Source organism: Herbaspirillum sp. C7C2 (genome assembly GCF_022627865.1).
Lineage (GTDB): Bacteria > Pseudomonadota > Gammaproteobacteria > Burkholderiales > Burkholderiaceae_D > Herbaspirillum > Herbaspirillum frisingense.
The window spans coordinates 263,328-289,917 of record NZ_JABXGI010000004.1; the positions used below are offsets into that span (position 1 = coordinate 263,328).

At 64.6% G+C, this 26,590-nt stretch carries 24 protein-coding genes; 8 read left to right on the forward strand and 16 right to left on the reverse strand.

The window, feature by feature from the left end:
- Positions 1–55: 55 nt before the first annotated feature.
- Positions 56–415: a response regulator gene (locus HWE04_RS09235; RefSeq protein ID WP_234294500.1), complete on the forward strand. Its 360-nt coding sequence runs from the start codon at positions 56–58 to the stop codon at positions 413–415.
- Here the strand turns inward: HWE04_RS09235 and HWE04_RS09240 are convergent.
- The 7 genes from HWE04_RS09240 to HWE04_RS09270 form a co-directional block, all read right to left on the reverse strand.
- On the reverse strand, positions 408–2,888 hold the full coding sequence (locus HWE04_RS09240) for a hypothetical protein (RefSeq protein WP_241812205.1): 2,481 nt from the start codon (positions 2,886–2,888) through the stop codon (positions 408–410). The genes HWE04_RS09235 and HWE04_RS09240 overlap by 8 nt on opposite strands.
- Entirely contained in the window at positions 2,888–4,159 is a 1,272-nt protein-coding gene (locus tag HWE04_RS09245) for a DUF3142 domain-containing protein (protein WP_241812206.1), read from the reverse strand. Before HWE04_RS09245 ends, HWE04_RS09240 begins: the two co-directional genes overlap by 1 nt.
- A 120-nt stretch (positions 4,160–4,279) precedes the next feature.
- Positions 4,280–5,590, reverse strand: coding sequence for an MFS transporter (locus HWE04_RS09250; RefSeq protein ID WP_006462064.1), 1,311 nt, complete (start codon positions 5,588–5,590; stop codon positions 4,280–4,282).
- A gap of 420 nt (positions 5,591–6,010) precedes the next feature.
- Entirely contained in the window at positions 6,011–6,721 is a 711-nt protein-coding gene (locus tag HWE04_RS09255; RefSeq protein ID WP_166758297.1) for a response regulator transcription factor, read from the reverse strand.
- 166 nt (positions 6,722–6,887) lie between these two features.
- Entirely contained in the window at positions 6,888–7,298 is a 411-nt protein-coding gene (locus HWE04_RS09260; RefSeq protein WP_241812207.1) for a response regulator, read from the reverse strand.
- A 261-nt stretch (positions 7,299–7,559) separates the two neighbouring features.
- Positions 7,560–7,955, reverse strand: a complete 396-nt coding sequence (locus HWE04_RS09265) for a response regulator (RefSeq protein WP_039874365.1) — start codon at positions 7,953–7,955, stop codon at positions 7,560–7,562.
- A 2-nt stretch (positions 7,956–7,957) separates the two neighbouring features.
- Positions 7,958–9,433: an ATPase domain-containing protein gene (locus HWE04_RS09270; RefSeq protein ID WP_077235461.1), complete on the reverse strand. Its 1,476-nt coding sequence runs from the start codon at positions 9,431–9,433 to the stop codon at positions 7,958–7,960.
- A gap of 194 nt (positions 9,434–9,627) precedes the next feature.
- Between HWE04_RS09270 and HWE04_RS09275 the strand changes: the two genes are divergently transcribed.
- Positions 9,628–10,056, forward strand: a complete 429-nt coding sequence (locus HWE04_RS09275; protein WP_241812208.1) for a hypothetical protein — start codon at positions 9,628–9,630, stop codon at positions 10,054–10,056.
- A gap of 106 nt (positions 10,057–10,162) precedes the next feature.
- Here the strand turns inward: HWE04_RS09275 and nfsB are convergent, their stop codons facing one another.
- Complete coding sequence (gene nfsB / locus HWE04_RS09280; RefSeq protein ID WP_241812209.1) at positions 10,163–10,816, reverse strand: oxygen-insensitive NAD(P)H nitroreductase; 654 nt, start codon at positions 10,814–10,816, stop codon at positions 10,163–10,165.
- A gap of 188 nt (positions 10,817–11,004) precedes the next feature.
- Between nfsB and HWE04_RS09285 the strand changes: the two genes are divergently transcribed.
- The gene (locus tag HWE04_RS09285; protein WP_006462057.1) at positions 11,005–11,910 is read left to right on the forward strand and encodes a LysR family transcriptional regulator; all 906 of its coding nucleotides are present in this window, start codon (positions 11,005–11,007) and stop codon (positions 11,908–11,910) included.
- Positions 11,911–11,930: 20 nt separating this feature from the next.
- Here the strand turns inward: HWE04_RS09285 and HWE04_RS09290 are convergent, their stop codons facing one another.
- Positions 11,931–12,887 carry a DMT family transporter gene (locus HWE04_RS09290; protein WP_241812210.1) on the reverse strand — a complete coding sequence of 319 codons (957 nt, stop codon included), beginning with the start codon at positions 12,885–12,887 and terminating at the stop codon, positions 11,931–11,933.
- 47 nt (positions 12,888–12,934) lie between these two features.
- Here HWE04_RS09290 and HWE04_RS09295 point away from each other — a divergent pair, with 47 nt between their 5' ends.
- Entirely contained in the window at positions 12,935–13,195 is a 261-nt protein-coding gene (locus HWE04_RS09295) for a hypothetical protein (RefSeq protein ID WP_241812211.1), read from the forward strand.
- On the opposite strand, the gene HWE04_RS09300 is transcribed toward HWE04_RS09295, so the two are convergent.
- On the reverse strand, positions 13,185–14,789 hold the full coding sequence (locus tag HWE04_RS09300) for a methyl-accepting chemotaxis protein (protein ID WP_077235457.1): 1,605 nt from the start codon (positions 14,787–14,789) through the stop codon (positions 13,185–13,187). The two genes, HWE04_RS09295 and HWE04_RS09300, sit on opposite strands and share 11 nt — an antisense overlap.
- A gap of 303 nt (positions 14,790–15,092) precedes the next feature.
- Between HWE04_RS09300 and HWE04_RS09305 the strand changes: the two genes are divergently transcribed.
- From HWE04_RS09305 to HWE04_RS09320, 4 genes are all read left to right on the forward strand, one after another.
- Positions 15,093–15,884 carry an enoyl-CoA hydratase gene (locus HWE04_RS09305; protein ID WP_241812212.1) on the forward strand — a complete coding sequence of 264 codons (792 nt, stop codon included), beginning with the start codon at positions 15,093–15,095 and terminating at the stop codon, positions 15,882–15,884.
- 117 nt (positions 15,885–16,001) lie between these two features.
- Positions 16,002–16,868 carry a TorF family putative porin gene (locus tag HWE04_RS09310; RefSeq protein ID WP_006462053.1) on the forward strand — a complete coding sequence of 289 codons (867 nt, stop codon included), beginning with the start codon at positions 16,002–16,004 and terminating at the stop codon, positions 16,866–16,868.
- 32 nt (positions 16,869–16,900) lie between these two features.
- Entirely contained in the window at positions 16,901–17,308 is a 408-nt protein-coding gene (locus tag HWE04_RS09315) for a hypothetical protein (RefSeq protein WP_241812213.1), read from the forward strand.
- Positions 17,309–17,407: 99 nt separating this feature from the next.
- Complete coding sequence (locus tag HWE04_RS09320; protein WP_241812214.1) at positions 17,408–17,980, forward strand: hypothetical protein; 573 nt, start codon at positions 17,408–17,410, stop codon at positions 17,978–17,980.
- An 18-nt stretch (positions 17,981–17,998) separates the two neighbouring features.
- On the opposite strand, the gene HWE04_RS09325 is transcribed toward HWE04_RS09320, so the two are convergent.
- From HWE04_RS09325 to kdpF, 6 genes are all read right to left on the reverse strand, one after another.
- Entirely contained in the window at positions 17,999–18,709 is a 711-nt protein-coding gene (locus tag HWE04_RS09325; RefSeq protein WP_077235453.1) for a response regulator, read from the reverse strand.
- An 8-nt stretch (positions 18,710–18,717) separates the two neighbouring features.
- Entirely contained in the window at positions 18,718–21,483 is a 2,766-nt protein-coding gene (locus tag HWE04_RS09330; protein ID WP_241812215.1) for a sensor histidine kinase, read from the reverse strand.
- 91 nt (positions 21,484–21,574) lie between these two features.
- Complete coding sequence (kdpC, locus tag HWE04_RS09335) at positions 21,575–22,186, reverse strand: potassium-transporting ATPase subunit KdpC (protein ID WP_241812216.1); 612 nt, start codon at positions 22,184–22,186, stop codon at positions 21,575–21,577.
- Positions 22,187–22,215: 29 nt separating this feature from the next.
- Entirely contained in the window at positions 22,216–24,405 is a 2,190-nt protein-coding gene (kdpB, locus tag HWE04_RS09340) for a potassium-transporting ATPase subunit KdpB (RefSeq protein ID WP_446719218.1), read from the reverse strand.
- A gap of 70 nt (positions 24,406–24,475) precedes the next feature.
- Positions 24,476–26,257 carry a potassium-transporting ATPase subunit KdpA gene (gene kdpA / locus HWE04_RS09345; protein WP_241812217.1) on the reverse strand — a complete coding sequence of 594 codons (1,782 nt, stop codon included), beginning with the start codon at positions 26,255–26,257 and terminating at the stop codon, positions 24,476–24,478.
- Position 26,258: 1 nt separating this feature from the next.
- Positions 26,259–26,348, reverse strand: a complete 90-nt coding sequence (kdpF, locus tag HWE04_RS09350) for a K(+)-transporting ATPase subunit F (RefSeq protein WP_017452361.1) — start codon at positions 26,346–26,348, stop codon at positions 26,259–26,261.
- Positions 26,349–26,590: the final 242 nt, after the last annotated feature.

The window sequence follows — 26,590 nt, forward strand, 5'->3', positions numbered from 1 at the left end:
AGTGTTGCCATCGGGGCATGATGAGCTTGTCCAACGACCATCGCGAGAACCCCTCATGCACAAGACCGCCCTGATCGCCACTTCCCAACCCGAAGTCAGCCGCGCGCTGACCGAGTGGCTGGCCATCAACGACATCGATATCCAGATCGCCGGCAGCGGCAATGATGCCATCGAGCACATCGCCCTGGACCGGCCCGACCTGGTGCTGGCCCAGCTGGCCATGGACGGTATGAGCGGCCTGCGCCTGGCACACTACCTCAAGGCACAGGACACGCTGGCCGATGTACCGGTGATCCTGCTCTGCCGCGATGAGCGGGAGATGGATCTGGTGAAGGGACAATGGCCCGCCTTCCTGTGCGCGGGGCCGCTGAACCCGGCACTCATTTCCGAACTCAAGCGCGAACTGGTCAACTAATTCCTGTTTCCGCACTTCCGGCGCGGCGGCGGCGATGCCACTGCGCCACGCTCCATCCACCACCGACCACGATGGCCAGCAACAGCGCCGCGCTGAGCGCACGATGCTGGCTCACCCAATGCCGTGTACTGCGCCAGGCCTGTTGATACGGGAAGCGCGCCGCTGCGGCAAAGTCCGGTTCCACGCAGTGTTGCCCAAAGTCCGCTGAGAACGGCACGGCGGCACCCTGCCGCACATAGCGAAGATAAAGCTGCTCGGCACGCGACTGGTCGTAATACACGAAATTCACACCCTGGCACAGCACCGCCGCGAAGGCTTGCGAGCGCGGCGGCAGTTCGTCGGCCGCCTTCATGGCGTAGCCCGCTGCGATGTCGCGGTAGTGGAAGCGCTTGTAGGGCTTGGCTTCACTGGCGGCATAGCGCTGGCGCTCACCCTCGGTCACCAGCGGCCCAGGCAGGTCGGCCTGGGCACGCGCCTGGGGCGTGGTCGGAAGCGGTTTGTTCTCGTCGCCATACGGGGCTGCAGCACGTCCGGCGCCCCAGGGGTAGCTGCCGCCATAGACGGCGAAGTCCGGTCCCTGTTCGTATCCCATGATCTCCATGCCCTGGCGCCGCGCAATCACGGCCGCCTCGTACCAGCCCTGGGCGCGACTGTTGGCGCGCCACGCATGCTGGCCACGCTCCAGCGCCTGGCCATAGTCGCGTGCCTTGGCGCGTACCCGCCAGGTCACCGGCAGTTCCTTGCCGTTGTCGTCGTAGCTGCTGTCGACGAAACGCTCGTCGCGTTCATCGGGGAAGTAGGCCAGTGATGCTTCCACCCTGCCCTCGCGCACCAGACGGCGCGCCAACAGTTGGCGCAGACGGTCTTCCACCGTGACCGCCGACAAGCCCACCGCCACCCAGCGCAGGGACTGCCGGCCGGGTTCCTGCTGCGCCGCTGCCTTGGCGACCGCTTCCGGTGCCGGCATGGGCGAAGCCGGGGCGTGGGCATCGACATAGGTCGTCAATTCGTCGGTGGTCAGCACCCGCTCTGCCACGTAGGCCAGGTCGTTGTAATAGTCAGTGTAGGCGGCAAATCCATTGCCGCCGGCCTGGGCAGTCTGGCGGGCGGCGCGGTGGAATTGCGCCAGCGCTTCCACGTACTGCCCGCGTGAGAGCGTCAGCACCCCCTGCTCGCCGATCAGCAGATTGGCATTGCCCGGTTCGACGCTGGCATCGTTGCGCGGGAATCCCTGCGCGGCACGGGCATAGGCCTGCGCTGCGCCGTCGTTGTCACCCTGGCGCAGCGCCAGCTTGGCGCGTACCCACCAGGACAGCGCCGACTCCTGCCGGCCGGCCAGCGAGGCCGCGAGGTCATACCGACCGGTGCGATAGGCCAGTGCAGCCACGCGATCGGCGCCGGCGATCTTTTCCAGACCACGCCGGCGCAGGGCATCGACCAGGTTCACCAGCACCGGATTGGGTTGGATGCGGCTGCCGCGGGCGGCATCGGCATAACCGGAGGAGCCGCTACCGGCTGCGCCCGGGTCGTAGTCACTACCGGCCATCTGCGGGCCTTCGCTGACGTCGCCCACGCGCGCCAGCGCATAGGCCACCAGCAGCTTCTGGGCGACCGCATCATCGATGAGGGCCATGGTGATCGCCGGGCGCGCCAGGCTCCACGCGGCCAGCGCCTGCAGCGAGGAGGGTGCGCTGTAGGAGCCGCGCGCAGCCTGCTCCGCGTACAACCGGATGGCCTGCTTCAGATCGGCCTGCGGAATGCTCTCGCCACAGTCGCGCCCCTCGTTGAAATCGGACCAGTTGCAGGCGCCCGCCGCGCCGACCAGCAACAGCCTCGCCTGTTCGCCATAACTGGCCACGGCCAGCCCCAGCGGATCGGGCGCGCCCGCTACCGCCAGGCTGCGGGCCTTGTCGAAATTGGCGATGGCCTGTGCCCGCTGGCCTTGCGTGGCATGCAGGCGACCCAGCATGTAGGCCGCCCACACGGCACGCTCGCTGGCCTGCGCCGGCGGCAAGGCCAGCACGGCCTCGAAGCGCTGGCGTGCCGGTTCCAGTGCGTTTTGACGGAAATCCTGGGCGCCGGCAGTGTAGAGCCGGATCGCTGGCGGCAGCGCAGCACCGGCGGCATAGGCGGCCTCACCATCGGAGGCGGCGCGCATGGCCTGCAGCGCGGCCCATTGCGTGGCGTCCAGCTGGCCCTTCTCCAGCATGCGCAGCGAACGCGGATCATCGGGACCGCCACTGGCCTGCTCATAGCCACTGCCCTCGTCGGCCTGCAGCCGGTCGGTCGCAGTCACCAGATGAGCGGTCTCCCAGGTGAAGGAATTGGCGGGGGTGTTGCGCAGGCTGCCGGCGCGGTCGTCCAGCAGCTGCAGCGGGAAGTCCGGGCCACAGGCCACTACCGTGGCCGCGCCCAGGACCAGCAGTCCGCTCAGTGCGCAGGCAACGCGGACGGCCGGGTTGGTTCGTTTCATCAGGATCCCATTTCCAGTGTGATATCCGGGGCGGCCGCATCGTCGCAGCGCAACCACCCGATGGTGCGGCTGGCACCGGCGCGTAGCAGGCCAGCCTGGCTCAGGCGCAGGTAACGTCCCTGCGCATCGTTTTCCAGCGTGTAGCCATTGATGCCGTCAGCGGTGCAGGTGTTCCCGTCCGGTCCGGCCGGTGCCGAACGTCCTTGGCGCACCCGTATGCGCAGCGGCAAGGGGGCGTCGGCATTGCCGGCATTGTCCAGGCGGATGTCGCGTGCAGGCTGGCCGGGATGGGCGGCCACCAGTTGCACCGCCAGGCCCTCCTTGAGCGGCTTGCGCTGCAGGACGGCGATCCAGGTCGACAGGCTCCAGGCGCGACGATCGTCTCCGGTCGGCAGGCGGAACCAGACGATGCCGGCCAGGCCCGCCGGTGGCGCTTTTTCCAACTGCGTGACGAAGCGCGCCATGGTGCGTGGCTCGGCCATGAGCTCCTGCGCCACGCCACCGACCAGCAGCGCCGACTCGCTCTCGACGGCGGCGATCCTGCCCTGCCCGTTCCAGACCACCCGCGATCCGTAGGCCGGCAAGGCCACGTGCCAGGGACGACGGGTGCGCTGGGCATATTGCTGCATCCAGTCCTGGGCACGCTCGGCATCGAACAGGCCCAGGCGTGGGTCCTGCACCGCATGCACCTGCAACGTGGATGCATCGGCCACGGCCAGCAGATCGGCCAGGCGCGGGCTGGCCAGCCAGGTGGGCAAGGCGGTCACGGTCAGGTCCAGCGGGGCGATGCGCGTCTTGAGGCTGCGCAGGAAGGCGGTGTATTCGGGCAGGCGCGCGGTGGCGCAGTCATAGTCGATTTCCAGCGCGGCCGGCTGCAATCCGCGCTGTCGCCAGGCGTCGACCAGTTCCAGCAGATGGGTCTGGATGGCGGCACCATCGAAACGTGCCAACTGGCCATTGATGCGCACCGTCATCAGCAGCGGCCGGCCGGTAGCGGCCAGCACGGCGACGTCGGGCTGGATGTCGACCCAGCCGCCGGAGGCCCCCAGCTCGGCGGCCAGCACATGCCAGCGCGCCACATGGGCATTGGAGGCAGACAGGGCATTGCGCAGCGCGGGCGTCCACTGGCGCTGCCAGACATAGACATCCTGGGCCAGCCCGACCTCGGTGGCGGGATGGCGAGAACAGGAGGCCAGCAGCACGGTCAGCACGAGCCAGGTGAACAGGCCGGTGGAGAGGCGCCAGCCGGCGCAACGGAGCAAAGGAGGCATGGTCGACGGATCGGGGACGGCCAGAGGTGCCGGCATTGTACGCGAGCCATCCACAAAAACGACCAGGCCCGGTGCCTTGCGGTCACCGGGCCTGGTGGCGCCAGGATGTGGAAGTGCGGATCAGGCGCGATAGCCCTTGCTGCTCATCGGCACGAAGGCCAGCAGCACGCCCAGGATGGACAGACCGATCACGTACAGCGCCGGGCCTTGCGGGTCAGCCTTGATCCACAGCGAGATCAGCACCGGGGTCAGGCCACCGAAGATGGCATAGGCCATGTTGTAGGCGAAGGACAGGCCGGTGAAGCGCACCGCCGGCGGGAAGGCGCGGGTCGAGACGATCGGGGTCAGCGAGATGCTGCCCACGAACAGGCCCACCAGCGCATAGCCCCAGATCAACGATTCGGGCGAACCCGGCAGCTGGCCGTAGAACCACCAGGTGGACAAACCCAGTCCGCCCCAGCCGATGATCATGCTGGCCCGGGTGCCGATGCGGTCGCACAGCCAGCCGATGGCCAGGCAGCCGATGGTCAGCATCAGGGTACCGGCGCAGTTGGCCTGCATCACCAGCTTGGCTGGCAGGTGATGCACGGTCTGCAGGTAGGACGGGGTCATCAGGATCACCACCACCACGGCGCCCGACAGGCACCAGGTCATGCCGGCGGTCAGCATGCTGGCGGCGCGATGTTCGCGCAGGACGGTCTTGAGCGGCAGTTCGGTGGATTGCTTGCGGCGCGCGGCCAGTTCACGGAACACCGGCGTTTCTTCCAGGTAGCGACGCAGGTAGACCGACACCAGGCCGAACACGCCGCCCAGGATGAAGGGGATGCGCCAGGCGTAACCCGCCACCTCGGCCGGTGCATAGACGCTGTTGATGAAGATGCCCATCAGCGAACCCAGCAGGATGCCGCCGGTGATGCCGGCAGTCAGCGAGCCGACGCCGAAGCTGTAGCGGTTGGCCGGGACGTGCTCGGCCACGAACACCCAGGCGCCGGGCATCTCGCCGCCGATGGCCGCACCCTGCAGGGTGCGCATCAACAGCAGCAGGATGGGCGCGGCCACGCCGATGCTGGCATAGGTCGGCAACAGGCCGATCACCAGCGTGGGCACGGCCATCAGGAAGATCGACAGTGTGAACATGCGCTTGCGGCCGATCACGTCGCCGTAGTGGGCGATGATGATGCCGCCCACCGGACGCGCCAGGTAGCCCGCGGCGAAGATGCCGAAGGTCTGCAGCATGCGCAGCCATTCCGGCATGTCAGCCGGGAAGAACAGCTTGCCGACGACGGCGGCAAAGAACACGTAAATCACGAAGTCGTAGAACTCCAGCGTGCCGCCCAGGGCCGACAGGCCCAGGGTGCGATAGTCGGAGGAAGTGAGGGGGCGATGCTGGGACTCGTTCAAGGCCCCGGTAAATTCAGCGGAAGTGGTCATGATGGTTCACTAACGGCAAAGCAGACATCCGGCGCGACTGCGCCGCTGCACGAAGTGCATGGGAATGGCGCAGCGGGCCGGGTGGCCTGCTTCATCTTTTCGGTCGGGTGGTCGCAGACGGCATGTCTGCGCAGGACAGATTCAGCAAAAAACGTAGAGTAGAGATATACGATTTAGCGTCGAAACTGACTTAATGATACCCGAAAGCGGCAAAACTTTCGCGACGCAGCATTTCTTGCCGTGACTGGAAAGCTGCGCAGCATCGGCAGCGGTGGCACGTTGGGAGCGCTGCAGAAGGCAAAAAGCCCGCATTGCAATATATTCGCAATGCGAGCTTCAAATATGAACGTGCTGGCAGGCAGTTCGCCCGCAAAAGCAGGTGGTACCGGCACTGTTGCGAGCCGGACACCGATAGGCAGGTCAGGATTCCAGCACGATATCGACCGACGAACTGCGACGCAGCATCAGGAAGCCTTCGCCGTAGATGTTGCGAATCTGCATGGGCGACTCCGGCAATGAGCGCAATTTCTGCCGCACACGGTAGATCAGTGCGTCGATGCGGTGGGCATCGTACTCTTCCCCGCCGGAGCGCAGCAGGTCGAACAGCTGGCCATGCGACACCGGATAATTCGGACTCTGCAGCAGAGCCGCCAGGGCGGTGCTCTCCTTGTCGGTGAATTGCAGAGCCACCGCCCCATTGCTGGAGAGGCGCCCCGAGCGGCGATGGAAGGCCCAGGTCTCCGACTGCGGCGAACTCTGGTGCGGCGCCGTCTTCATGCGACGCGCCAGGGCCGTCAGGGTGGCCGAGACTTCGTCCAGCTTGACCGGCTTGGCCAGGGTGTAGTCGGCGCCGTCGCTCATGCAGCGCACCCGTTCTTCGCTGCGACTGGCAGCGGTCAACACGATGATGCCCATGGACGGGAAATGCTGGCGCAGCGAAGCCAGTTCGGGCATCAGGCTACCGTCAGGCAGACCGACGTCGGATAACAGGATGTCGGGCTGGCGGCTCCTGAGGATATCCCGCGCCTGTCCCAATGCGGAACAGACCGAGATTTCATACCCCAACTCCCCCACGTGCGCGCTCAGCGAATTGCGCCATTCAAGATCGCTTTCAACAATTAATACTTTCATACTCTAGCGTTCCGGATGAAAACTGTTTTTATGACTTCCGGAGCATCCCCCGCGTACTGTTCCGTACGTGCATCCGGGCCTACCTGCAGGCAGGGAGATGCTTTCCATAATCACAACGTTATACAGAAAATATCTGCGCATAAAATCATAAAAACTCGCAGATCCCTCAGCCCTGAAAACTCCGCTGCGCCTGGCTTTGCGCGCTTTGGCGCAGTAGCCCGGTGACGGTTCCCAGGAGGTGGTCGACCGAGCAAGGCTTGAGAAGAAAGGCAGCAATGGTGGGAATGCGGGCACTGGCTGCAGGCAGGTGCGCACTGATCAACACCACCGGGATATGGCCGTAGCGCTCATGCGACTTGATATAGCGCGCCAGCTCCATGCCATCCATGCGCGGCATGCGCAGATCGGTCAGTACCAGCGCCGGCGTATCGGCCTGCATCACGGCCATGGCTTCCACCCCGTCGGCCGCTGACATGACCTTCAATCCCCCTTGGCGCAGCAGCTCGCACAGCATTTCGCGCGAGTCCGCATGGTCTTCGACGACCAGTACGGTCGTTTGCTTGTCGCTGGTTGCCACAACATCCCTCCTGTCATTCATCCCGCACACGATGTCACGGTGACTTGTTGTGACTGATGGTGATGGTTGGCGATGAATCGGGATATCAGGAAATTCCTGAAACTCTCGACAACATTGCCGCCTGGCCACGCGGACAGTGCGACGAGGCGCGCCCTACGCGGACTGCGGGCAGGGGTGAAAACGACGAAGTGGAGGAGCGCAAAAGAGACGCCGACCCGCGCCCGGCCAAGCTCGGCCGTAGGGCGGGCAGTCCGAGGGGGATCAGGGAGAGGAAGGCAGCAGGCGCTGGATTTCTTCCAGCAGGCGGTCGAAGAAGACGGGCTTGCGCAGGAACAGGTTGTGACTGGATTGCGACAGATCGTGACGCTCCGGCGCCCCGCTGCACAGGATGACCGGCAAGTTCTGTCCGCCAGGCAAGGCGCGCAGCGCGGCGCACAGCTCCAGCCCATTCATGACCGGCATCATGCAATCCGAGATGACCAGGTCTGGCCATTCCTGCTGCGCTTTGACCAGCGCATCGGCGCCATGCTGAGCCGTCACCACCCGGAATCCATGCAGCTCCAGCAGCATGGAATAGGTATCGGTGATATCGATCTCATCGTCGACGATCAACAGTAGCGGCAATGCCGCCGTTGGTGCGGATGACACGCCGGACATGGTCAACGTCCATCCGCAACCGGCGCGGTAGAGGGGGAGACCAGGCCATCGATCTCAATGCCGGCATCCGAAATGTTCATCAGCCGGCTGGCGCCGTCATAGCCGTTTTCGCGCAGTTTCATCACCGAAATCTGACGACGGCTGACATCGTGCTGGACCACGTACTCCAGCAACATCATGTTTTCATACAGCTGCGAGGAGCTGGGATCGACCTGGGGCCGGGATTCGCGGAAATACGGCAGTTGCTCGGTGATGAAGGTGGTCACGCCCCGCGCCCGCAGTTCGTTGGTCAGCGCCACCAGGAAGGGACGCACGCGCTGCTGCTGCACCACAATGCTGCGCAGGCCGTCGACGCCATCGATCAGCAGGCGCGTCACGCCACGGCTGGAGATGTTGTCCAGCATGCGCTTGGCCAGGTCATCGCACAGCATTTCCAGCGGCAGCTGCCACATCATCTGCAGGGCACCGCTCTCGATATGCTGTTCCATCGGCATGCCGGCCTTGCGGGCCTTGGCCAGCAGACGCTCGGGGGACTCGTAGAAACCGAGGATCAGGCACTGCTGGTCATCCTTCAGTCCCTGCTCGATGAAATGCAGGCCCATCAGGGTCTTGCCCACCCCGGGGCTGCCCAGCAGGCAGGTCAGGGAACCACTGACCACGCCGCCGCCGATGCACTTGTCCCAGGAAGGGATGCCCACGCTGACATAGCGGTCGGAGGTGCCCGGCACCTTGCCGGCGCGGGTGGCGGTGGCCTCGAAGCGAGGGAAGATCTCGACCCCGCTCTGGTTGATTTCGAACACATGCTTGCCCAGCAGGTGATTGGCGCCGCGCAGCTTGAAGACCTTGATCTCGCGCACCAGCTGCATGCCCGACTCGTGCTGGCTCAGCTCGATGACACCGTCCACCAGGGTGTTCTCGGACTCGGGCATGTTGCCCTCCACCGGGGAAAGCAGGATGGTAGTGCAATTCATGGCGAAGACCAGGGCATTGAGCGAATGCATGAATTCCGAGAGATTCAGGTCCGAAGGCCCCGAATCGCGCACAGAACGGAAACCATCGATGATCAGCATGGCCGGACGATGGCGATTCAGTTCGGCACTGATCAGGCGCAACAGGCCACGCAAACCCTCGCTGGCCAGCGCGCCATAGCCGCTGAGCATCTGCATCTGCTCGCCGACCAAGCTTTCATCGAAAAAATCAAAATTGCTCACATGATTGAGCATCTTGGCGTGCGATTCGGCAATGAGCGTCAACAGCATCACCTTGTTGCCACCACGCGCCTGGGCAAAGCCCACCTGCGAGGCCAGCGTGGTCTTGCCGCTGCCGGCCAGCCCCTGGATCAGATACAGGCTGCCCGCTGGCAGACCGCCACCCAGGATCTCGTCAAACCCGGCAATCCCCGTGCTGATCAGGGCGACACGGCTGGGCCGGTGGCTCCCGGCGGGGGCGGATGAATGGGGCTGCTGGTGATCGCTCATGTGGATGGATGCTCGAATTTTTATTGTGCGAAGGATTAATGAGTTTTTACGCATTATACGTTCGCCCACGATATGACTAAGGTTGTCATACAGCCCAAAAGTTGCACCTTTGGGCAGGTAAACTTCCTGACATCGGCTTCAGCGGGACAATTGGCCGCCGATAATACCGGAATCGAATTCCCGGCGAGACGATCATGCAGATTGCAAGAACAACAACCACGGCAAGCACGACAAGCACTGGAGAGCTCGCATTACCGGCGGCGGCCGATCCGGCAGCGGCGAGCGACGCCGGGCAAGACAGCGTGGCACTCAATGCCACCTCGACGGTGGTCAAGCTGTCCGGAGAGGCCAGGCAGCGCCTGGCCGAGGAGTTGCAGGGCAGCCTCACCGACCGGATCGGGACGGACGCGTCTTCAGCCCAGACGACCGCCAGACAGCGCAAGCTGATGGAAAAACTGCTCAGGCGCACTGCGCTGCTGAACATGGATGTGTTCAGCGCATTGCGCGACAAGCTACGTGCGCAACTACAGCAAAAACCTCAAACTCCGTTGATCCAGCGCCAGGCCAACGACGAAAAGGCGAACCAGCAAAGGGAAGACAGCAAACCTGCCGGTCCGGCCTGATGATGGAAAAAACGCCATAGCCCTCTCGGGAAATGGCGTTATGCACTGCGGCAATCATCAATCGGGCGCTGTACGGGCCGGCAGCGAACAGCTTGCCCCACGCAAATCAGAGTTCGGTGAAGACCGTCTCCGCTGCCAGGCGCGACTTCGGCAGCTTGGCGTTGAAATCTTCGGCACCGCTATAGCCCAGCCCGACCAGGACCACGCTGGTGAAGCCCTGCGCGTGCAGGCCGAGTTCCTCGTCCAGCACCTTGGCATTGAAGCCTTCCATCGGCACCGCATCCACTTCCAGTTCGGCCGCGCCCAGCAGCAGCGTGCCCAGGGCGAGATAGACCTGCTTCTCCATCCAGTGCTGGGCATCCTTCAGTTCATAGCGATGCAGATTGCTGTACGACAGGCGCGAGCCGCGCTGGCCGGCGCGCGCCTCGTCATTGACGAAACGGCCATCGGCCTGTTCCTTCTCCAGCAAGGCCTCCAGGTGCGTCTCACTGATGGCGGTGCGGGCGCACAACACCAGCACGTGGGAGGCATTGAGGATCTTGGGCAGGTTGTACGGATAGCCGGCCTCGGCCGCCTTGCCGATACGCGCCTTGGCCGCATCGGTCGACGCCAATACGAAATGCCAGGGCTGGGAGTTCACCGATGACGGTGCCAGGCGCAGCAGTTCGCGCAGTTCGGCGATGATGGTCTCGGGGATCTTGCGGCTGGGATCGAAGGCCTTGGTGGAATGGCGTGTGCGGGCGGCGTGGAGCAGGCTCATGGGATTTCCTTGTGAACGGGTTGGCGATGGTGTTGAAGAATGCGGAGGCATGCCTGTGGGACGGCTGCTTGCATGACATCTTCCGGCAGGACGCACTTTCAAAAAAGTACGGCGCGGCAAAAACATTTTCAAAAAAAAATTGAAAGTAAAATAGCCGCCTGATCTCACCTCTGCCTCGACGCCCACCCATGATCCGCCTGGACGACCTCGCCATCTTCGTCTGCGCTGCCGACAATGGCAGCCTCTCCGCTGCTGCCCGCCAGCATGACGTCACGCCTGCTGTGGCCAGCGCCGCCATGAAGCGGCTGGAAGCCGAACTGGGCGCCCGTCTGCTGGCCCGCTCCACGCGCAGCCTGCGCCTCACCCCCGATGGCGAACGCTACCTGCAATACGCCCGCAATGCCCTGGCCGAAGTCAATGCCGGGCGCGACGCGGTGGCCCATGGCCGGCGCATGGTGGGTGGCAATCTCTCGCTGTCGGTGCCCTCCGATTTCGGCCGCAACCTGATGTGCCGCTGGCTCGACGAATTCCAGGCACAGCATCCGGCGGTCAGTCTGCAGGTACGCATCAGCGACCGCGTGGCCGACATGTTCCGGCAACCGGTGGAGGTGGCCATCCGCTACAGTCCGCCCGACGATTCCAGCCTGGTCGCCCTGCCGCTGGCCCCGGAAAACCGGCGCGTGCTGTGCGCCTCGCCCGACTATCTGGCACGCCATGGACGCCCGCGCACGCCAGCTGACCTACGCCAGCACAATTGCCTGCGCTACCTGCTGTCGGACATGCTGCATTCGCAGTGGACCTTCTTCAAGGACGGCACACCAATCCAGGTGCAGGTCAGCGGCGACCGCGTCTGCGACGATGGCGAGCTGGTCCACCGCTGGGCAGTCGATGGCCGCGGCCTGGCCTACAAGTCGCGCCTGGACGTGCTGGCCGACCTGCGCAGCGGCAAGCTGGAAGCGGTGATGGAAGATTATCTGGGCGAACCCTCGCCACTGGATCTGGTGTGTACCCATCGCATGAGCCTGTCACCGACGGTGCGGGCGCTGCGCGAACTGCTCGGCGAGCGCATCGCGCGTTATCTCGCCGACCGCTGAGGCGAGGTTCAGCCGTGGGTTCAGCCCTTGATGGCCAGGCGGCGCCAGCCCATGGCGGGCAGCGCCGGCAGCAACAGGCCCAGGCACAGCAGGCCCATGCCCAGCAACAGATCGGGGGAGAGACGCTCCCCGAAGATCAGCGACGACAGCGTCAGGCCCACCACCGGCACGCCCAGCATGCACACCGACACCGTCACCGGCGACAGGCGCTGGGTCATCTGCAATACGATCAGGAAGGTCAGCGCGGTGGCCAGCGGACCGGTATAGGCGATCACGCCCCAGGAGTGCGGGTCGGCCAGGAAGGTCGGCGCACCATCGACCAGCGTCGCCAACACGCACAGCGGCACGGCCGCCACCAGCGTCTGCCAGGGCAGCAGGTCGAAGTCCAGCTTCACGCCCGGGGTCAGCTTGATCTGCAGGATGTTCATGGCCCACGACAGCGAGGCCGCGCCCAGCATCAGGTAGCCGATCATGCTGTGCAGGTCGGCATGCAGCAGTGCCGGCAGCACGATCACGGCAATCCCCGCATAGCTGCAGACGGTGGCCAGCGATTGCCGGCCGTTCAGTTTGTGCTTCAATACCAGCGCGGCGCCCGGCACCACCCAGATCGAGGTGGCATAGGCGATCAGCGAAGCACGGCCCGGCATGACGAAATGCAAGGCACCGGTCACCAGTGCCGTGAACAAGCCCATCTGCAGCACCCCCACCCCGATCACCACCGGCCACTCCTGGCGAGTGGGCAGGCGCAACTTGCCGATGACGGCAGCAATTGCGAAGCTGAGCAGCGCCGCCGACAGGAAACGGCTGGCCGCAAACCACAGCGGCGGAATGAACTGGCTGCCGAACTTCATCACCGGCCAGTTACCGCCCCAGATACAGATCGCCAGTACCACGCAGACCAGGAACAGACGGCTCATGGCCGGTTGCCGGGCAGCTGCGGATCGGGTGGCATGGGGGGTGGCAATGGCGGTGGACATCTCGGACTCCAGGTAGGCAACAGGAGCGCCACCCTGCCCGACGGCCCATGAAAAAAGGCCGCCGGATGCATGTTGCAGCGCATCCAAACGGCCTTCATGGTAGAGAACAGACGGCAAAAAGTGCTGCCGTATTTGATCTGGAGAAACTAGGTTTACAGCATTTCCTGCTCCCATTTCCTGATTTTCAGATTAATTATTCGAACAAACCAAATTGGCGCAGCATGCACCACTTCGAACTGAGCCACCCCGGTTTGATCGCAAGGCCTGCGGTGCCGCAGCAGGCCACCACGGATTTCCTCAGCGCTTGACCACCAGCGAAGAGGAACGGGACGCCGCCACCGCACCGGCCTGGCGATCCAGCGTGAACACGCCCACCAGTCCCACCAGCTTGTCGGCCTGCTCCTGCAGGGACTGCGCCGCAGCGGCGGCCTGTTCCACCAGGGCCGCGTTCTGCTGGGTGGTCTCATCCATCTGGGTGATGGCCTCGCCCACCTGTTCGATGCCGGAGCTCTGCTCATGGCTGGCGGTTGCGATCTCATGCACCACAGTCGAGACGCCCTGGATGCTGGACACCACCTGTTGCATGGTCTGCCCGGCCTGCTGCACCAGATGCGTCCCGGCGTCGACCTTGCCCACCGAGTCATCGATCAGTTGCTTGATTTCCTTGGCTGCCGCCGCCGAGCGTTGCGCCAGCGAACGCACCTCGGAAGCCACCACTGCAAAGCCACGTCCCTGCTCGCCGGCACGGGCCGCTTCCACGGCGGCGTTCAACGCCAGGATATTGGTCTGGAAGGCGATGCCATCGATCACACTGATGATGTCCACGATCTTGCGCGACGACTCATTGATGGAGGCCATGGTCTGCACCACCTGCCCCACCACCTCGCCACCCTGGATCGCCACCTTGGCCGCACCGGACGCCAGTTCGTTGGCGTGCTGGGCATTGGCTGCATTCTGCTTGACGGTGGAGGTCAGCTCTTCCATGGCCGAGGCGGTTTCTTCCAGTGAACCGGCCTGCTGCTCTGTGCGGTTGGACAGGTCCATGTTGCCGTTGGCGATCTCATCGACCGAAGTCTTGATGGACTCGGTCGCGCCCTTGATGCCGTGCACGGTATCGACCAGACGGTCGCGCGTGTAGGCCACGGCCGCCACCAGGCTGCGGTCGTCACCACCCATGGTACGGATGGTGCCGGTGAGGTCACCGGCGGCGATCTTGCGCGCCATCTCCGCCGCCTCGCTGGGTTCGCCGCCGATGGAGCGGAAGATGTTGCGCGAGACCAGGCCCGCGATCAGCGACAGGATCACACCCAGCACCACCAGCACCACCACCGCCTGGATCAGGGCACGACGGAAATCGGCCTCGATGTCGTCGGAATACACGCTACAGATCAGGTCCCAGTTCCAGGGCTTGAAGCGCTTGACGAAGCCCAGCTTGGGACTGGGCTTGTCGCTGCCCGGCCGCGGCCACCAGTACTCCAGGTAGCCCTTGCCATCGGCCGAGGAGCCGGTCGCGGCAATCATCTTGTAGAGCGCATTGCCCTTCGCATCCTTGAAATCGATCATGTTGCGGCCATCGAGCTTGCCATTGATCGGGTGCATCACGATGACCGAATCGGCGGCCACGATGGTGGCGTAGCCATCACCGGTATAGCGCTGGTCGCGCACGCGTGCGATGGCGCCCTTTTGTGCCTCTTCGCGGGACAGCTTGCCGTCGGCTTCCAGCTTGGCGTAGCCGGCGATGGTGGTATAGGCCATCTCGGTGACGTCTTCCAGACCGCGTTGCCGTTCGGCAATCTGCAGGTCGCGGGTCTGGTAGGCATGCCAGATCGAAAGCACCAGCAGGGCGATCCAGGAGAACACCAGCGGAAGCCAGAGTTTTTTCTTCAGGGAGAGATTGTTCATGAGCGGAAAGAGGTGGCCGTGGTTGCACTGCGTTTGTGAGGTGATCGGGAAAGCCGAATGCCCACGCCACCCGCTGCCGGGACCCCGGCGCGACGTTCACTCCCCCATTCTCGTTTACGGCCGGCAATGTCCTCGGCTAAAGGGTGATTCCAGCGAAAGTCTGTATTTTTCATGACTATTTTTCAGTCCCGGCATAGTAATTCCCAGATAACAGGAGCGCCCCGCCACTGGATGACACACGCGGCCGACCATCCCTTCGATGACGCGCTACCATCCCACAACAATACTCAAGGAGACCCATGCATGACAGCTCACGAATCTATCCTGCTGCGGCAGGACCAGGATGGCATCACCACCCTCACTCTGAACCGCCCACAGCAATTCAACGCCCTTTCGGAAGCGATGCTCGATGCGCTGCAGGGACAACTGGATCAGCTCGCACGGGACGAGAACGTGCGCTGCGTGATCCTGGCCGCGCAGGGCCGCACCTTCTGTGCCGGCCATGACCTGCGCGAAATGCGGGCCACGCCCCAGCAGGCCTACTACCAACAGCTGTTCGACCGTTGCAGCCGGCTGATGCAATCGCTGCGCGCACTCCCCGTGCCGGTTATCGCCAAGGTGCAAGGCCTGGCCACTGCTGCCGGTTGCCAGCTGGTGGCCAGCTGCGACCTGGCGGTCGCGGCCGAGAGCGCCCGCTTCGCGGTATCGGGCATCAATGTCGGCTTGTTCTGTTCCACCCCGGCGGTCGCGCTGACGCGCAACCTGCCCATCAAGCGCGCTTTCGAAATGCTGGTCACCGGCAAGTTCATCGATGCCACCACCGCGGCCCAGTGGGGCTTGATCAACCAGGCCGTCCCCGATACCGGACTGGACGCCGCCACGCTGGCGCTGGCGCACGAGATTTGCAGCAAGCCCGCCATCTCGATCCGGCGCGGCAAGGCCATGCTGTACCGACAGCAGATGATGGCCCTGCCGGACGCCTACACCCATGCGGCCGAGGTCATGGCCTGCAACATCATGGATGCGGAGGCGATGGAAGGGATCGATGCGTTTCTGGAGAAACGGGTGCCGCGCTGGCATGCCGGAGCCGACTGACGAGCGAGCGCAGCAGGCGGCATTTATATGACGTTTACGATGCCCACGCAAAGTTTTATCCGGATTAAACGCCCACCCACCTAAGCTGCGTGCTCCTCAACCCGTGGAGCACCCAGCATGATTCGCCGTCACCAGGAACAACATCAACAACCCCAACCGGAATTGGTCCCGCTGGGCCAGCGCCGCCTGCGTCGCGCCCAACTGGCCGGCGTGGCCGGATTGGCGACCCTGGCCGCCAGCGTGCTGCTGGCCATCGCCGTCGTCACCCCGGCGCAGGCTGAAGAAAATGCCAATGCCACACCTGTGGCCGATACTTCCGCCCTGCACCTGACAGGCAACATCGGCGTGGTCAGCCAGTACGTCTTCCGTGGCACCACGCAGACCAACCAGAAGCCGGCCCTGCAGGGCGGCTTCGATCTCACGCATGACAACGGTCTCTACGCCGGCGTATGGCTGTCCAACATCAGCTGGATTTCGGATACGAACCCGGCCGCCTCGGCCAGCCTGGAAGCGGATATCTATGGCGGCTGGAAGCCAGTCCTGAGCGACTGGCTCAACGGCGACATCGGCGTGCTGCACTATGCCTATCCCGGCAGCTATCCCGATGGCATGACCCATCCTGACACCACCGAGCTCTATCTCGGGCTGGATGCCAAATGGATCGCCTTCAAGTATTCGTACAGCACCGGCAACACCTTCGGCAATGCCGACACTCGCGGCAGCAGCTACGCCGACCTGTCGCTCACGCATGAGCTCTTCGCCGGCATCACCGGGCTGGCCCATATCGGCCGCCAGCACTACACCGGCCCCAATGCCGCCAACCTGTCCTACACCGACTGGAAGCTGGGCATGAGCCGCGACTTCTCCGGCTATGTGCTGGGCCTGGCCTATACCGGCAGCAACGCACCCGATGCCGGCTACACCCTGCGCGGCAAGAACATCGGCCGCAATCAGTGGATCGCGTCGCTCAACAAGAGCTTCTGATCCCCCAACCATGCGCAAGGAGGAAGTCCATCATGCGTAGCCGTCTGCACTGGAAACGGGGCGAGGACCGCCTCCATCCGCTCTCGCCGCGCCACCTGTTCCTGCGTACCGCGCAGCGGCGGCGCTACCGCTGCATGCTGGTGGCGCTGCTGATCTTCCTGATATGCGCCGGCATGGCACCACTGACCCAGGCAGTGGCCCCTTATCGCGCTGAAGACGACTACGGCCCCTCGCCGCAGGCCCTGCAGCACCGCGAGGACTGTCGTCGCCAGATCGGCCAGGTAATGGCGGGGAAGATAGAAAGCGAGGATTTCGTGGCACGCAGCGATCGCGAATATTTCCGCTACGTGGTCCGCAAGGACCTGCGCGAAGTGATGTTCATCTGCGATGCGCGCAGCGGCGAAATCCGGCGCCAGATCGACCTATGGGGGGACCTTTAGGTTCACTTCCCGTCCCTGAGCGTGCGATGGACTGGACAAGTGGCGGGGCTGACGGCAAGATGCCGCATCCCCGCCGCTACTCTTTTCATCAGACTGCTCATGCAAGCCGATTACGCCACCATCCTGCAATGGATCTATCTGTTCAATTCACTGGCCCTGGCCCAGCTGGCCCTGAAGCAACTGGGGCGACGCCGCAAGGCGAGGCAGCTGGAACAGGGGTTTCGTGCTGCGCAGACCAGCGACTGGCGCGCTACCGCGCCTGACTTCCTGTTCGCCAGGCTGGGCAAGCCGCATGCGCAAGTGGAACAGGATGACGGCAGCACCCTGCAGCGCTGGCGTGGCGAGCGCCACTGGCTGGATGCGGTGTATCGCGACGGGCAATGCCAGAGCGTGGAGATTTCCGCGCACCAGGAAGAGAGCTTCCCCACCGTCAATACCTACTTCAACTGCGCCGTGCTGGCAGCGCTGGCCTGCGCCTGGAAATTCTCGGGCCTGGCCGATGCACCGGAGCTGCCGGTGGCCGCAGCGGCCAAGCAGTATCTGTCCAACTTCATCGTCTTCGTGGCGGGTGCCTGGCTGCTGTCCTTCTTGCTCAAGCGCCAGCGCATGCTGCTCAATCTCGGCTGCATCGCCATGGTGGTGCTGGCGCTGCCCTTGCTGAACTGGCCTTGATCGCCCTGACCGCAACGACTATTCAGCCACCACGTCGGCCAGCCGATAGCCCACGCCGATCTCGGTCAGGATGTGTACCGGCTGGGCGGCGTCGCGCTCCAGCTTCTGGCGCAGGCGCTGCATGTAGATGCGCAGGTAATGTCCATCTTCCACGTGTGACGGTCCCCAGCCGGCCACCAGCAATTGCCGGTGCGTGATGACGCGCCCGGCATCGCGCAGCAGCGTGGCCAGCAGGCGATATTCGATCTGCGTCAGATGCAATGGCTCACCATTGCGCGTGACGCTGCGCGCCGGCAAGTCCACCGCCACCTCCCCCATGCGGTAGCGACCGCTGGCCTGTCCCGTGGCGGAAGCACGCGCATGGCGACGCAATTGCGCGCGCATGCGGGCCAGCAACTCAGGCATGCCGAAGGGCTTGACCAGATAATCGTCGGCCCCGGCGTCGAGTGCCTCCACCTTTTCGGACTCCTGGGTGCGGGCCGAGAGAATCACGATGGGCACGCTGCTCCAGTTGCGGATTTCGCTGACCACCTGCTTGCCGTCGCCATCGGGCAGGCCAAGATCGACGATGATCAGGTCGGGCTTGCGGGTACCGGCCTCGGTGATACCTTCGCGGGCGGTGCGGGCTTCGTGGACGATGAAGCCTTCCTGCTCCAGCGCGCCCTTGACCAGTTTTCGGATGTGCGGGTCATCTTCGATGAAGACGATATTGCCTGCGTGTTCTTGCATGGTGTTCCTCATTCTTCAGGCAGGGCCGGCTGCGTTTCCACCGGCAGGGTAAAGCAGACGGTAGCCCCCTGCCCGGCTTCCTGCGGGGCGATCCAGATGCGGCCCTGGTGCGCCTCGATGATGGCGCGACAGATCGCCAGTCCCAGGCCCACGCCGGGGGTGCTGGACTCGTTGTCGCCACGGGTGAATTTCTCGAAGGCGTGCTGCGTCATGGCCGGCGGGAAGCCGCGCCCCTGATCGCTCACGCTGACCTTGAGCTGGCGGCTGCCATCGCTCTGCTCGACATGGGCCGCGATGGTGATGGGACTGCCGGCGGGTGAGTACTTGATCGCGTTCTCCACCAGGTTGGCCAGTACCCGCTCCAGCAAGACCGCGTCCACCCGCAACAAGGGCAGGTCGGCGGCGATGCGGGTTTCCACCGACCGTCCTTCCAGTGCCTTGGCCAGCAGGCGCAGCGCCGAGCCGGTCAATTCTTCCAGGGCATTCCATTGTCGGTTCAGCCTAACCACACCGGCCTGCAGCCGTGCCATGTCCAGCAGGTTGTTCATCAGCCCGACCATCTTCTGCGACTGCTCGCTGATGGTGCGGGCCATGGCGCGGGCGTCGTCGTCCAGACGGGCATTGGCGGCCAGGACGTCGGCACTGCCCACCAGCGAAGTCAACGGCGTGCGCAGGTCGTGCGAGATGGCCGACAGCAGCGAATTGCGCAGGCGTTCCGATTCCATGGTCACCAGCGCATCCTGGGCCACCTCGGCGTAGTGCAGGCGTTCGATGGCCATGGCGATCTGGGAACAGAAGATTTCCAGCATCTGCCGATTCTCGGGCAGCGCCAGCTGGGCGGCCGCCAACTGGCCCTCTTCCTCGCTGGCGGCATCGATGGCAAAAGCCAGCACCCCACGGGTCCGCATGGTGGCCGTCAAGGGCAAGTACAGGGCTGCGGCCGAGGGCAAGGTGGCCGTGCCCTTGCCGGCTGGCTGCCCGTTGTCATAGACCCACTGCGCCACGCCGGCATCCACGCTGTGCAACACATGCGCGCCACTACCTTCCTGCTCCGGCGCGGTCAGGCGCAACTGGTCGGCACTGTCCGGCAGGAAGAAGGCGATGCGCGCCCCGAACACCGCGGCCAGGTGACGGCGGCCGATTTCCAGTATCTGGTCCAGCGTGAGCAGGGCCGACAGTTCCTTGCCCAGCATGTAGAGATTGGCGGCCCGCGCCTCGCGCTGCATGGCCACGCTGGCCTGGCGCCGCAGGCGTGCCGTGAGCGAACTGATGAACAGCGACACCGCCAGCATCACCGCCAGGGTCAGCAGGTACTGGGCGTCGGACACCGTGATCGAAAAACGCGGATCGACGAAGAAGAAATCGAAGGAGATCACCGACAGCACCGACACCAGCGCCGACGCTGCCCGCCCATGGCGCATTGCCACCAGCATCACGCCCACCAGGTAGAGCATGATGACGTTGGCCGGATGCAGCTTGCCGTCCAAGAGAAAGGCCAGCGTCGTGGTGGCTGCGCAGCTGGCCACGGCCCACAGGGTGCCACGCGTGCGACGCCGCCGCGTGAGCAGGGCCTCGGCCGCGCTGGCCGCACTGTCGGTACCGTCACCGCCACGTCCCTCGGGCTGTTCGCGGGTGCGGCTGCGGGCGATGGTGTAGAGATCGATCTCGCCACCGGCCGCGGCGATACGTTGCGCCAGCGAGCCACGCGGCCACTGCAGGAGCTGACGCAGACCGCGGCTCTGCTGGCCGATCACCAGCTTGCCGGCGTTGCGGCTGCGGGCGAACTGCAGCAGCGCGGCGGCCAGTTCCTCACCACTGATGCTGGCCGTTTCCGCACCCAGCGATTGCGCCAGTTTCAGATGGGCCACCACCCGCTCGCGGCTGGCCATGGCCTGGCGCTGGCGCGGCAGATCCACATGCACCGCCAGCCATTCGGCCTGCAGTTTGGCGGCCAGCCGGGCGCCTTCACGGATCAGGCGTTCTTCACCGGCGCCGCTGCCGATGGCCACCACGATGCGCTCACGCGCCTGCCACAGCTGGGCGATGGAGCGGTCGGCGCGGTACTGGCGCATGTCGGCATCGACACGGTCGGCGGTGCGGCGCAGTGCAATTTCGCGCAGCGCGATGAGATTGCCCTTGCGGAAGAAGTTGCGGCCGGCCTTCTCGGCCTGTTGCGGCAGATAGACCTTGCCCTGCTGCAGCCGCGCCAGCAGTTCGTCGGGCGGGATATCGACCAGCTTGACGTCGTCGGCTTCGTCGAAGACATGGTCGGGCACGGTCTCGAAGACGCGGATGCCGGTGATCTGGCCCACCACGTCGTTGAGGCTTTCGATGTGCTGCACATTGAGGGTGGTGTAGACATCGATGCCGGCGCGCAGCAGTTCATCGATGTCCTGCCAGCGCTTGGCATGGCGCGAACCGGGGACATTGGAGTGCGCCAGTTCGTCCACCAGGATCACGCCGGGCCGGCGTTCCAGCGCGGCATCCAGGTCGAACTCGGGCAACTGGCGATTGCGGTAGGCCACCATGCGCATGGGCAGGCGTGCAATGTCGGCCAGTTGCGCCTCGGTCTCGGCACGGCCATGGGTTTCGACCACGCCGGCGATCACGTCCACGTCCTGGCCAGCCAGCGCCTGGGCTGCTTCCAGCATGGCAAAGGTCTTGCCGACACCGGCCGAGAATCCGAAGAAGATCTTCAGGCGGCCGCGTGCCTGGCGCTCTTCGTCGCGCATCACGCGTTCCAGCAGGTCGTCGGGGTCGGGGCGTTGGTCCATGGCGGGTATTCGGGTTGCTGGCATTGTAGTGGCAAAAGGCCGGGGGCACGGCAAACGCGTACCCCCGGCCTGGCTTGCGCGGACGTCTGACTTACTTGGGATCGGCCTGCGCGCGCAATGGTGCTGCCACATCCAGTGCCAGGTTCAGCTTGAGCACATTGACGCGTGGTTCACCGAACAGCCCCCATTGCGGGGTCTCGCTATTGCCACGGATCAGCGCCCGCACCTGCTCCACACTCACGCCACGCGCACGGGCCACGCGAGCGGCCTGGTAGTCGGCGGCGGCCGGGCTGATGTGCGGGTCCAGGCCACTGGCCGAGGCCGTCAGCAAGTCGATGGGGATGGCACCGGTGTTACCGGGATCGGCTTCTTGCAGGGCCTTGGCACGGTCTTCGGCGGCCTGCTTCAGGGCCGGATTGGTCGGGCCCAGGTTGCTGCCACCGGAGGCCATGCCATTGTTGGGGAAGGTGCCCGAGGCCGAGGGGCGGCCCCAGAAATAGGCCGGGCTGCTGAAGTTCTGGCCGATCAGTTCGGAGCCGACCGGCTGTCCCTGGCGTTCGATCAGGCTGCCATTGGCCTGCTGCGGGAAGAAGGCCTGCGCCAGGCCGGTCACCAGCAGCGGGTAGAGGCCGCCCAGCAGCACGCCCAGCAGGATGAACAGCGTGATGGCCGGACGCAAAGGATGGGGAGTAGAGGTTTTCATGAGGCTTTCCTTGGAGCTAGAAGACAAGTTCATACCAGGCCGAACACGGCCAGCAGCATATCGATCAGCTTGATGCCCACGAACGGCACCAACAGACCACCCAGACCATAGATCAGCAGGTTGCGACGCAGCAGCACGGCCGCGCCCAGGGCGCGATAACGCACTCCGCGCAGGGCCAGCGGGATCAGGCCGACGATCACCAGCGCATTGAAGATCACGGCCGACATGATGGCCGAGTCAGGGCTGGCCAGATGCATCACGTTCAGCGCGCCCAGCTGCGGATAGGTCGCCACGAACATGGCGGGAATGATGGCGAAATACTTGGCCACGTCATTGGCGATGCTGAAGGTGGTCAGGCTGCCGCGCGTCATCAGCATCTGCTTGCCGATCTCGACGATCTCGATCAGCTTGGTCGGATTGGAGTCCAGATCGACCATGTTGCCGGCTTCCTTGGCCGCCTGGGTGCCGCTGTTCATGGCCACGGCGACGTCGGCCTGGGCCAGCGCCGGGGCGTCGTTGGTGCCGTCGCCGGTCATCGCCACCAGCTTGCCTTCGGCCTGGTGCTGGCGGATCAGCGCCAGCTTCTGCTCCGGCGTGGCCTCGGCCAGGAAGTCGTCGACACCCGCTTCGGCAGCAATGGCAGCGGCGGTCAGGCGGTTGTCGCCGGTGATCATGATGGTCTTGATGCCCATGCGGCGCAGTTCGCCGAAACGTTCCTTGATGCCGCCCTTGACGATGTCCTTCAACTCCACCGTGCCGAGGATGCGGATCGGCGCACCCTGGTTGACCACGGCCGCCTCGGCGTGCCATTCGATGACCACCAGCGGCGTACCGCCACGACGGGCGATGGCTTCCACATCGCTCTCCACCTGCGCCGGCAGGCGCTGGTCGGCCGAGCGCACGAGCTTGCGGATGGCGTCGGCGGCGCCCTTGCGGATGCGACGGCTGCCGATGTCGATGCCAGAGACGCGGGTCTGCGCCGAGAACGGGATGAATTCCGCGCCCAGGCCGGCCATTTCGCGTTCGCGCAGATTGAAGCGGTTCTTGGCCAGCACCACGATGCTGCGGCCTTCCGGCGTTTCATCGGCCAGCGAAGCCAGCTGGGCGACATCGGCCAGTTCGCGCTCCGCCACGCCGGGCGCCGGCATGAAGGCGGCCGCCTGACGGTTGCCGAGGGTGATGGTGCCGGTCTTGTCCAGCAGCAGCACGTCGACGTCACCGGCGGCTTCCACGGCGCGGCCGGAGGTGGCGATCACATTGGCCTGCATCATGCGGCTCATGCCGGCCACACCGATGGCCGAGAGCAGGCCGCCGATGGTGGTCGGGATCAGGCACACCAGCAGTGCCACCAGGGCCGTGACCGACACCGGCGCACCGGCACCGGCGGCGGTCACGGAAAAGATCGAGAACGGCAGCAGGGTCACCGTCACCAGCAGGAACACCAGCGTCAGCGCCACCAGCAAGAGCGTGAGGGCCAGTTCATTGGGGGTCTTCTTGCGGCTGGCGCCCTCCACCATGGCAATCATGCGGTCCAGGAAAGCTTCGCCCGGATTGACCGAGACCCGCACCACGATCCAGTCCGACAGCACGCGCGTACCGCCGGTGACAGCTGAAAAATCACCGCCGGATTCGCGGATCACCGGTGCCGATTCGCCGGTGATGGCGCTCTCGTCCACGGTGGCCACGCCCTCGATGACGTCGCCGTCGGCCGGCACGGTATCGCCGGCTTCGATGAGGATCAGGTCGCCCTTGCGCAGGCTGTCGCCTTCCACCACTTCACACTGGCGGGCGGCGTTCGCAGTGCCTGCCACCGAGGCCGCATTGCGCAGCTTCTTGGCCGTCACGCTCTTCTTGACCCCGCGCAGGGCCGCGGCCTGGGCCTTGCTGCGGCCCTCGGCCAGGGCCTCGGCGAAGTTGGCGAAGAGGACCGTGAACCACAGCCAGGCGGCTACGGCACCGATGAAACCGGCCGGCGCCTCACCCTTGCCGACCAGCGCCTGGATGAACAGCAGCGTGGTCAGGATGCTACCGAGATAGACCACGAACATCACCGGATTGCGCCACTGCACGCGTGGCGACAGCTTGCGTACGGCATCGGCCAGGGCCGGCTTGACGATCTTCGGATCGAACATCCAGCGCGCGGTCTGCGCGGCGGACGGAATGGCATCGGCCTGCTGCTTGCTGGCAGCGGCCGGAGTATTGCTGGAAGGGGTAGTCATAGGTTTTCCGTTGCGGGTTGCTGCGCGGCGCGGGCCATCTACGCCCCTGCCGCGCAAGCCATCGATTCAATTACATCGCCATCATCTGCAGGTGTTCCACCACCGGACCCAGCGCCAGTGCCGGCACATAGGTCAGCGCACCCACCAGGATCACCGCGCCGATCAGCAGGGCCACGAACAGCGGACCGTGCGTGGGCAAGGTACCGGAGGTGGCCGCCAGGCGCTTCTTGCCGGCCAGCGAACCGGCCATGGCCAGCACCGGCACGATGATGCCGAAGCGGCCCAGCCAGGTGCAGAGGCCGGTCGTGATGTTGTAGTACGGCGTATTGGCCGAGAGCCCGGCAAAGGCGCTGCCGTTGTTGTTGGCCGCCGAGCTGAAGGCGTACAGGATTTCCGAGAAACCATGCGCACCGGGGTTGGCGATGCCGGCCAGGCCGCCCTCCACCATCACCGACAGGGCGGTGAAGATCAGCACCAGGGCCGGGGTCATGAGGATGGCGATCGACATCATCTTCATGTCGAACACGCCGATCTTCTTGCCCAGGTATTCGGGCGTACGGCCGATCATCAGGCCGGCGATGAACACCGCCAGCACCGCGAAGATGAGCATGCCGTACAGGCCCGAGCCGACGCCGCCGAACACCACCTCACCCAGTTGCATCTGCAGCATCGGCACCAGTCCGCCCAGTGGCGAGAGCGAGTCGTGCATGGCATTGACCGCACCGCAGGAAGCCGCCGTGGTGATGGAAGCGAACAGGGCCGAGGCCGGGATGCCGAAGCGGGTCTCCTTGCCTTCCATCATGCCGGGGCCGGAAGCGTGCAGCGATGCCAGCATGGGATTGGTCTGCGATTCGCTGTACATCAGTACCAGCGTGAGCACCACGAACAGCAAGGTCATCGAGGCCAGGATGGCCCAGCCCTGGCGCCGGTCACCAACCAGCACGCCGAAGCTGGTACAGAGCGCGGCCGGAATGATGAGGATGGCCAGCATCTGCAGGAAGTTGGAGAGCGGAGTCGGGTTCTCGTAGGGGTGGGCCGAGTTGGCATTGAAGAAGCCACCGCCGTTGGTGCCGATCATCTTGATGGCTTCCTGCGAGGCCACCGGCCCCATCGGCAAGGTCTGCCGGTCGGTGCTCTGGGCATCGACCAGCGGTTCGCCCTTCGCATCCTTCAAAGGCTGGCCGGCAGCATCAAGTTTTGGCACGGTGTAGTGGGTCACTTCCAGCGTCTTCACTTCCTGGTAGGCGCGGAAGTTCTGGATGCTGCCTTGCTGCACCAGCACCAGCGCCAGCACCACCGACAGCGGCAGCAGCACATAGAGCGCGCTGCGGGTCAAGTCCACCCAGAAGTTGCCGATGCCCTTGCTGCTGTGGCGGGCAAAGCCGCGAATGAGCGCGAAGGCGATCGCGATACCGGTGGCCGCCGAGAGGAAGTTCTGCACCGCCAGCGCCGCCATCTGGGTCAGGTAGCTCATGGTGGCTTCACCCGCATAGCCCTGCCAGTTGGTATTGGTAACGAAGCTCAACGCGGTGTTGAAGGACGAGTCGGGACTGATGGTGGGCAAGGCCTGCGGATTGAGCGGCAACCATTGCTGGAGGCGCTGCAGCAGGTACACCACGATCAGCCCGAGGAAGTTGAACAGCACCACGGCGATGGCGTACTGTTTCCAGTCCATGTCTTGCTCGCGGCTGATGCCACAGAGGCGATAGAAGACACGTTCGACGCCGCCGAAGAGGCGGTTCACGCGTGACTTGCCCTCCATCACGCGGGCCATGTACCAGCCCAGCGGCAGGGAGAGAATCAGCAGCACGGCCAGGTAGAGGCCGAGCTGGAGGTAGTTGTTGCTGTCCATGTCAGAAGTCCTCCGGCTTGATCAGCGCATAGACCAGGTACAGCAACAGGGCAATGGAAACGACCAGCCCCAGCAGATACATGAGGTTCATTTCTTCTCGCCTTCCTGCCGTTCCAGACGGCTGCACAGGGCGATGAATGCCCACATCGAGATGCCGCAGAGCAGCAGCATACCCACGTAGAGAAAATCCGTTTGCCACATTTCCCACTCCATTGTTGACGTTGTGTCCCGCCGCTCCGGGAACCGGAATCAGCGACAGTGGAACGATAGGGAAAGCGGCATTAAATCCGGGTAAATGTTTGGGGCGGGGGTGTAAACAAGACGTAAACGTGG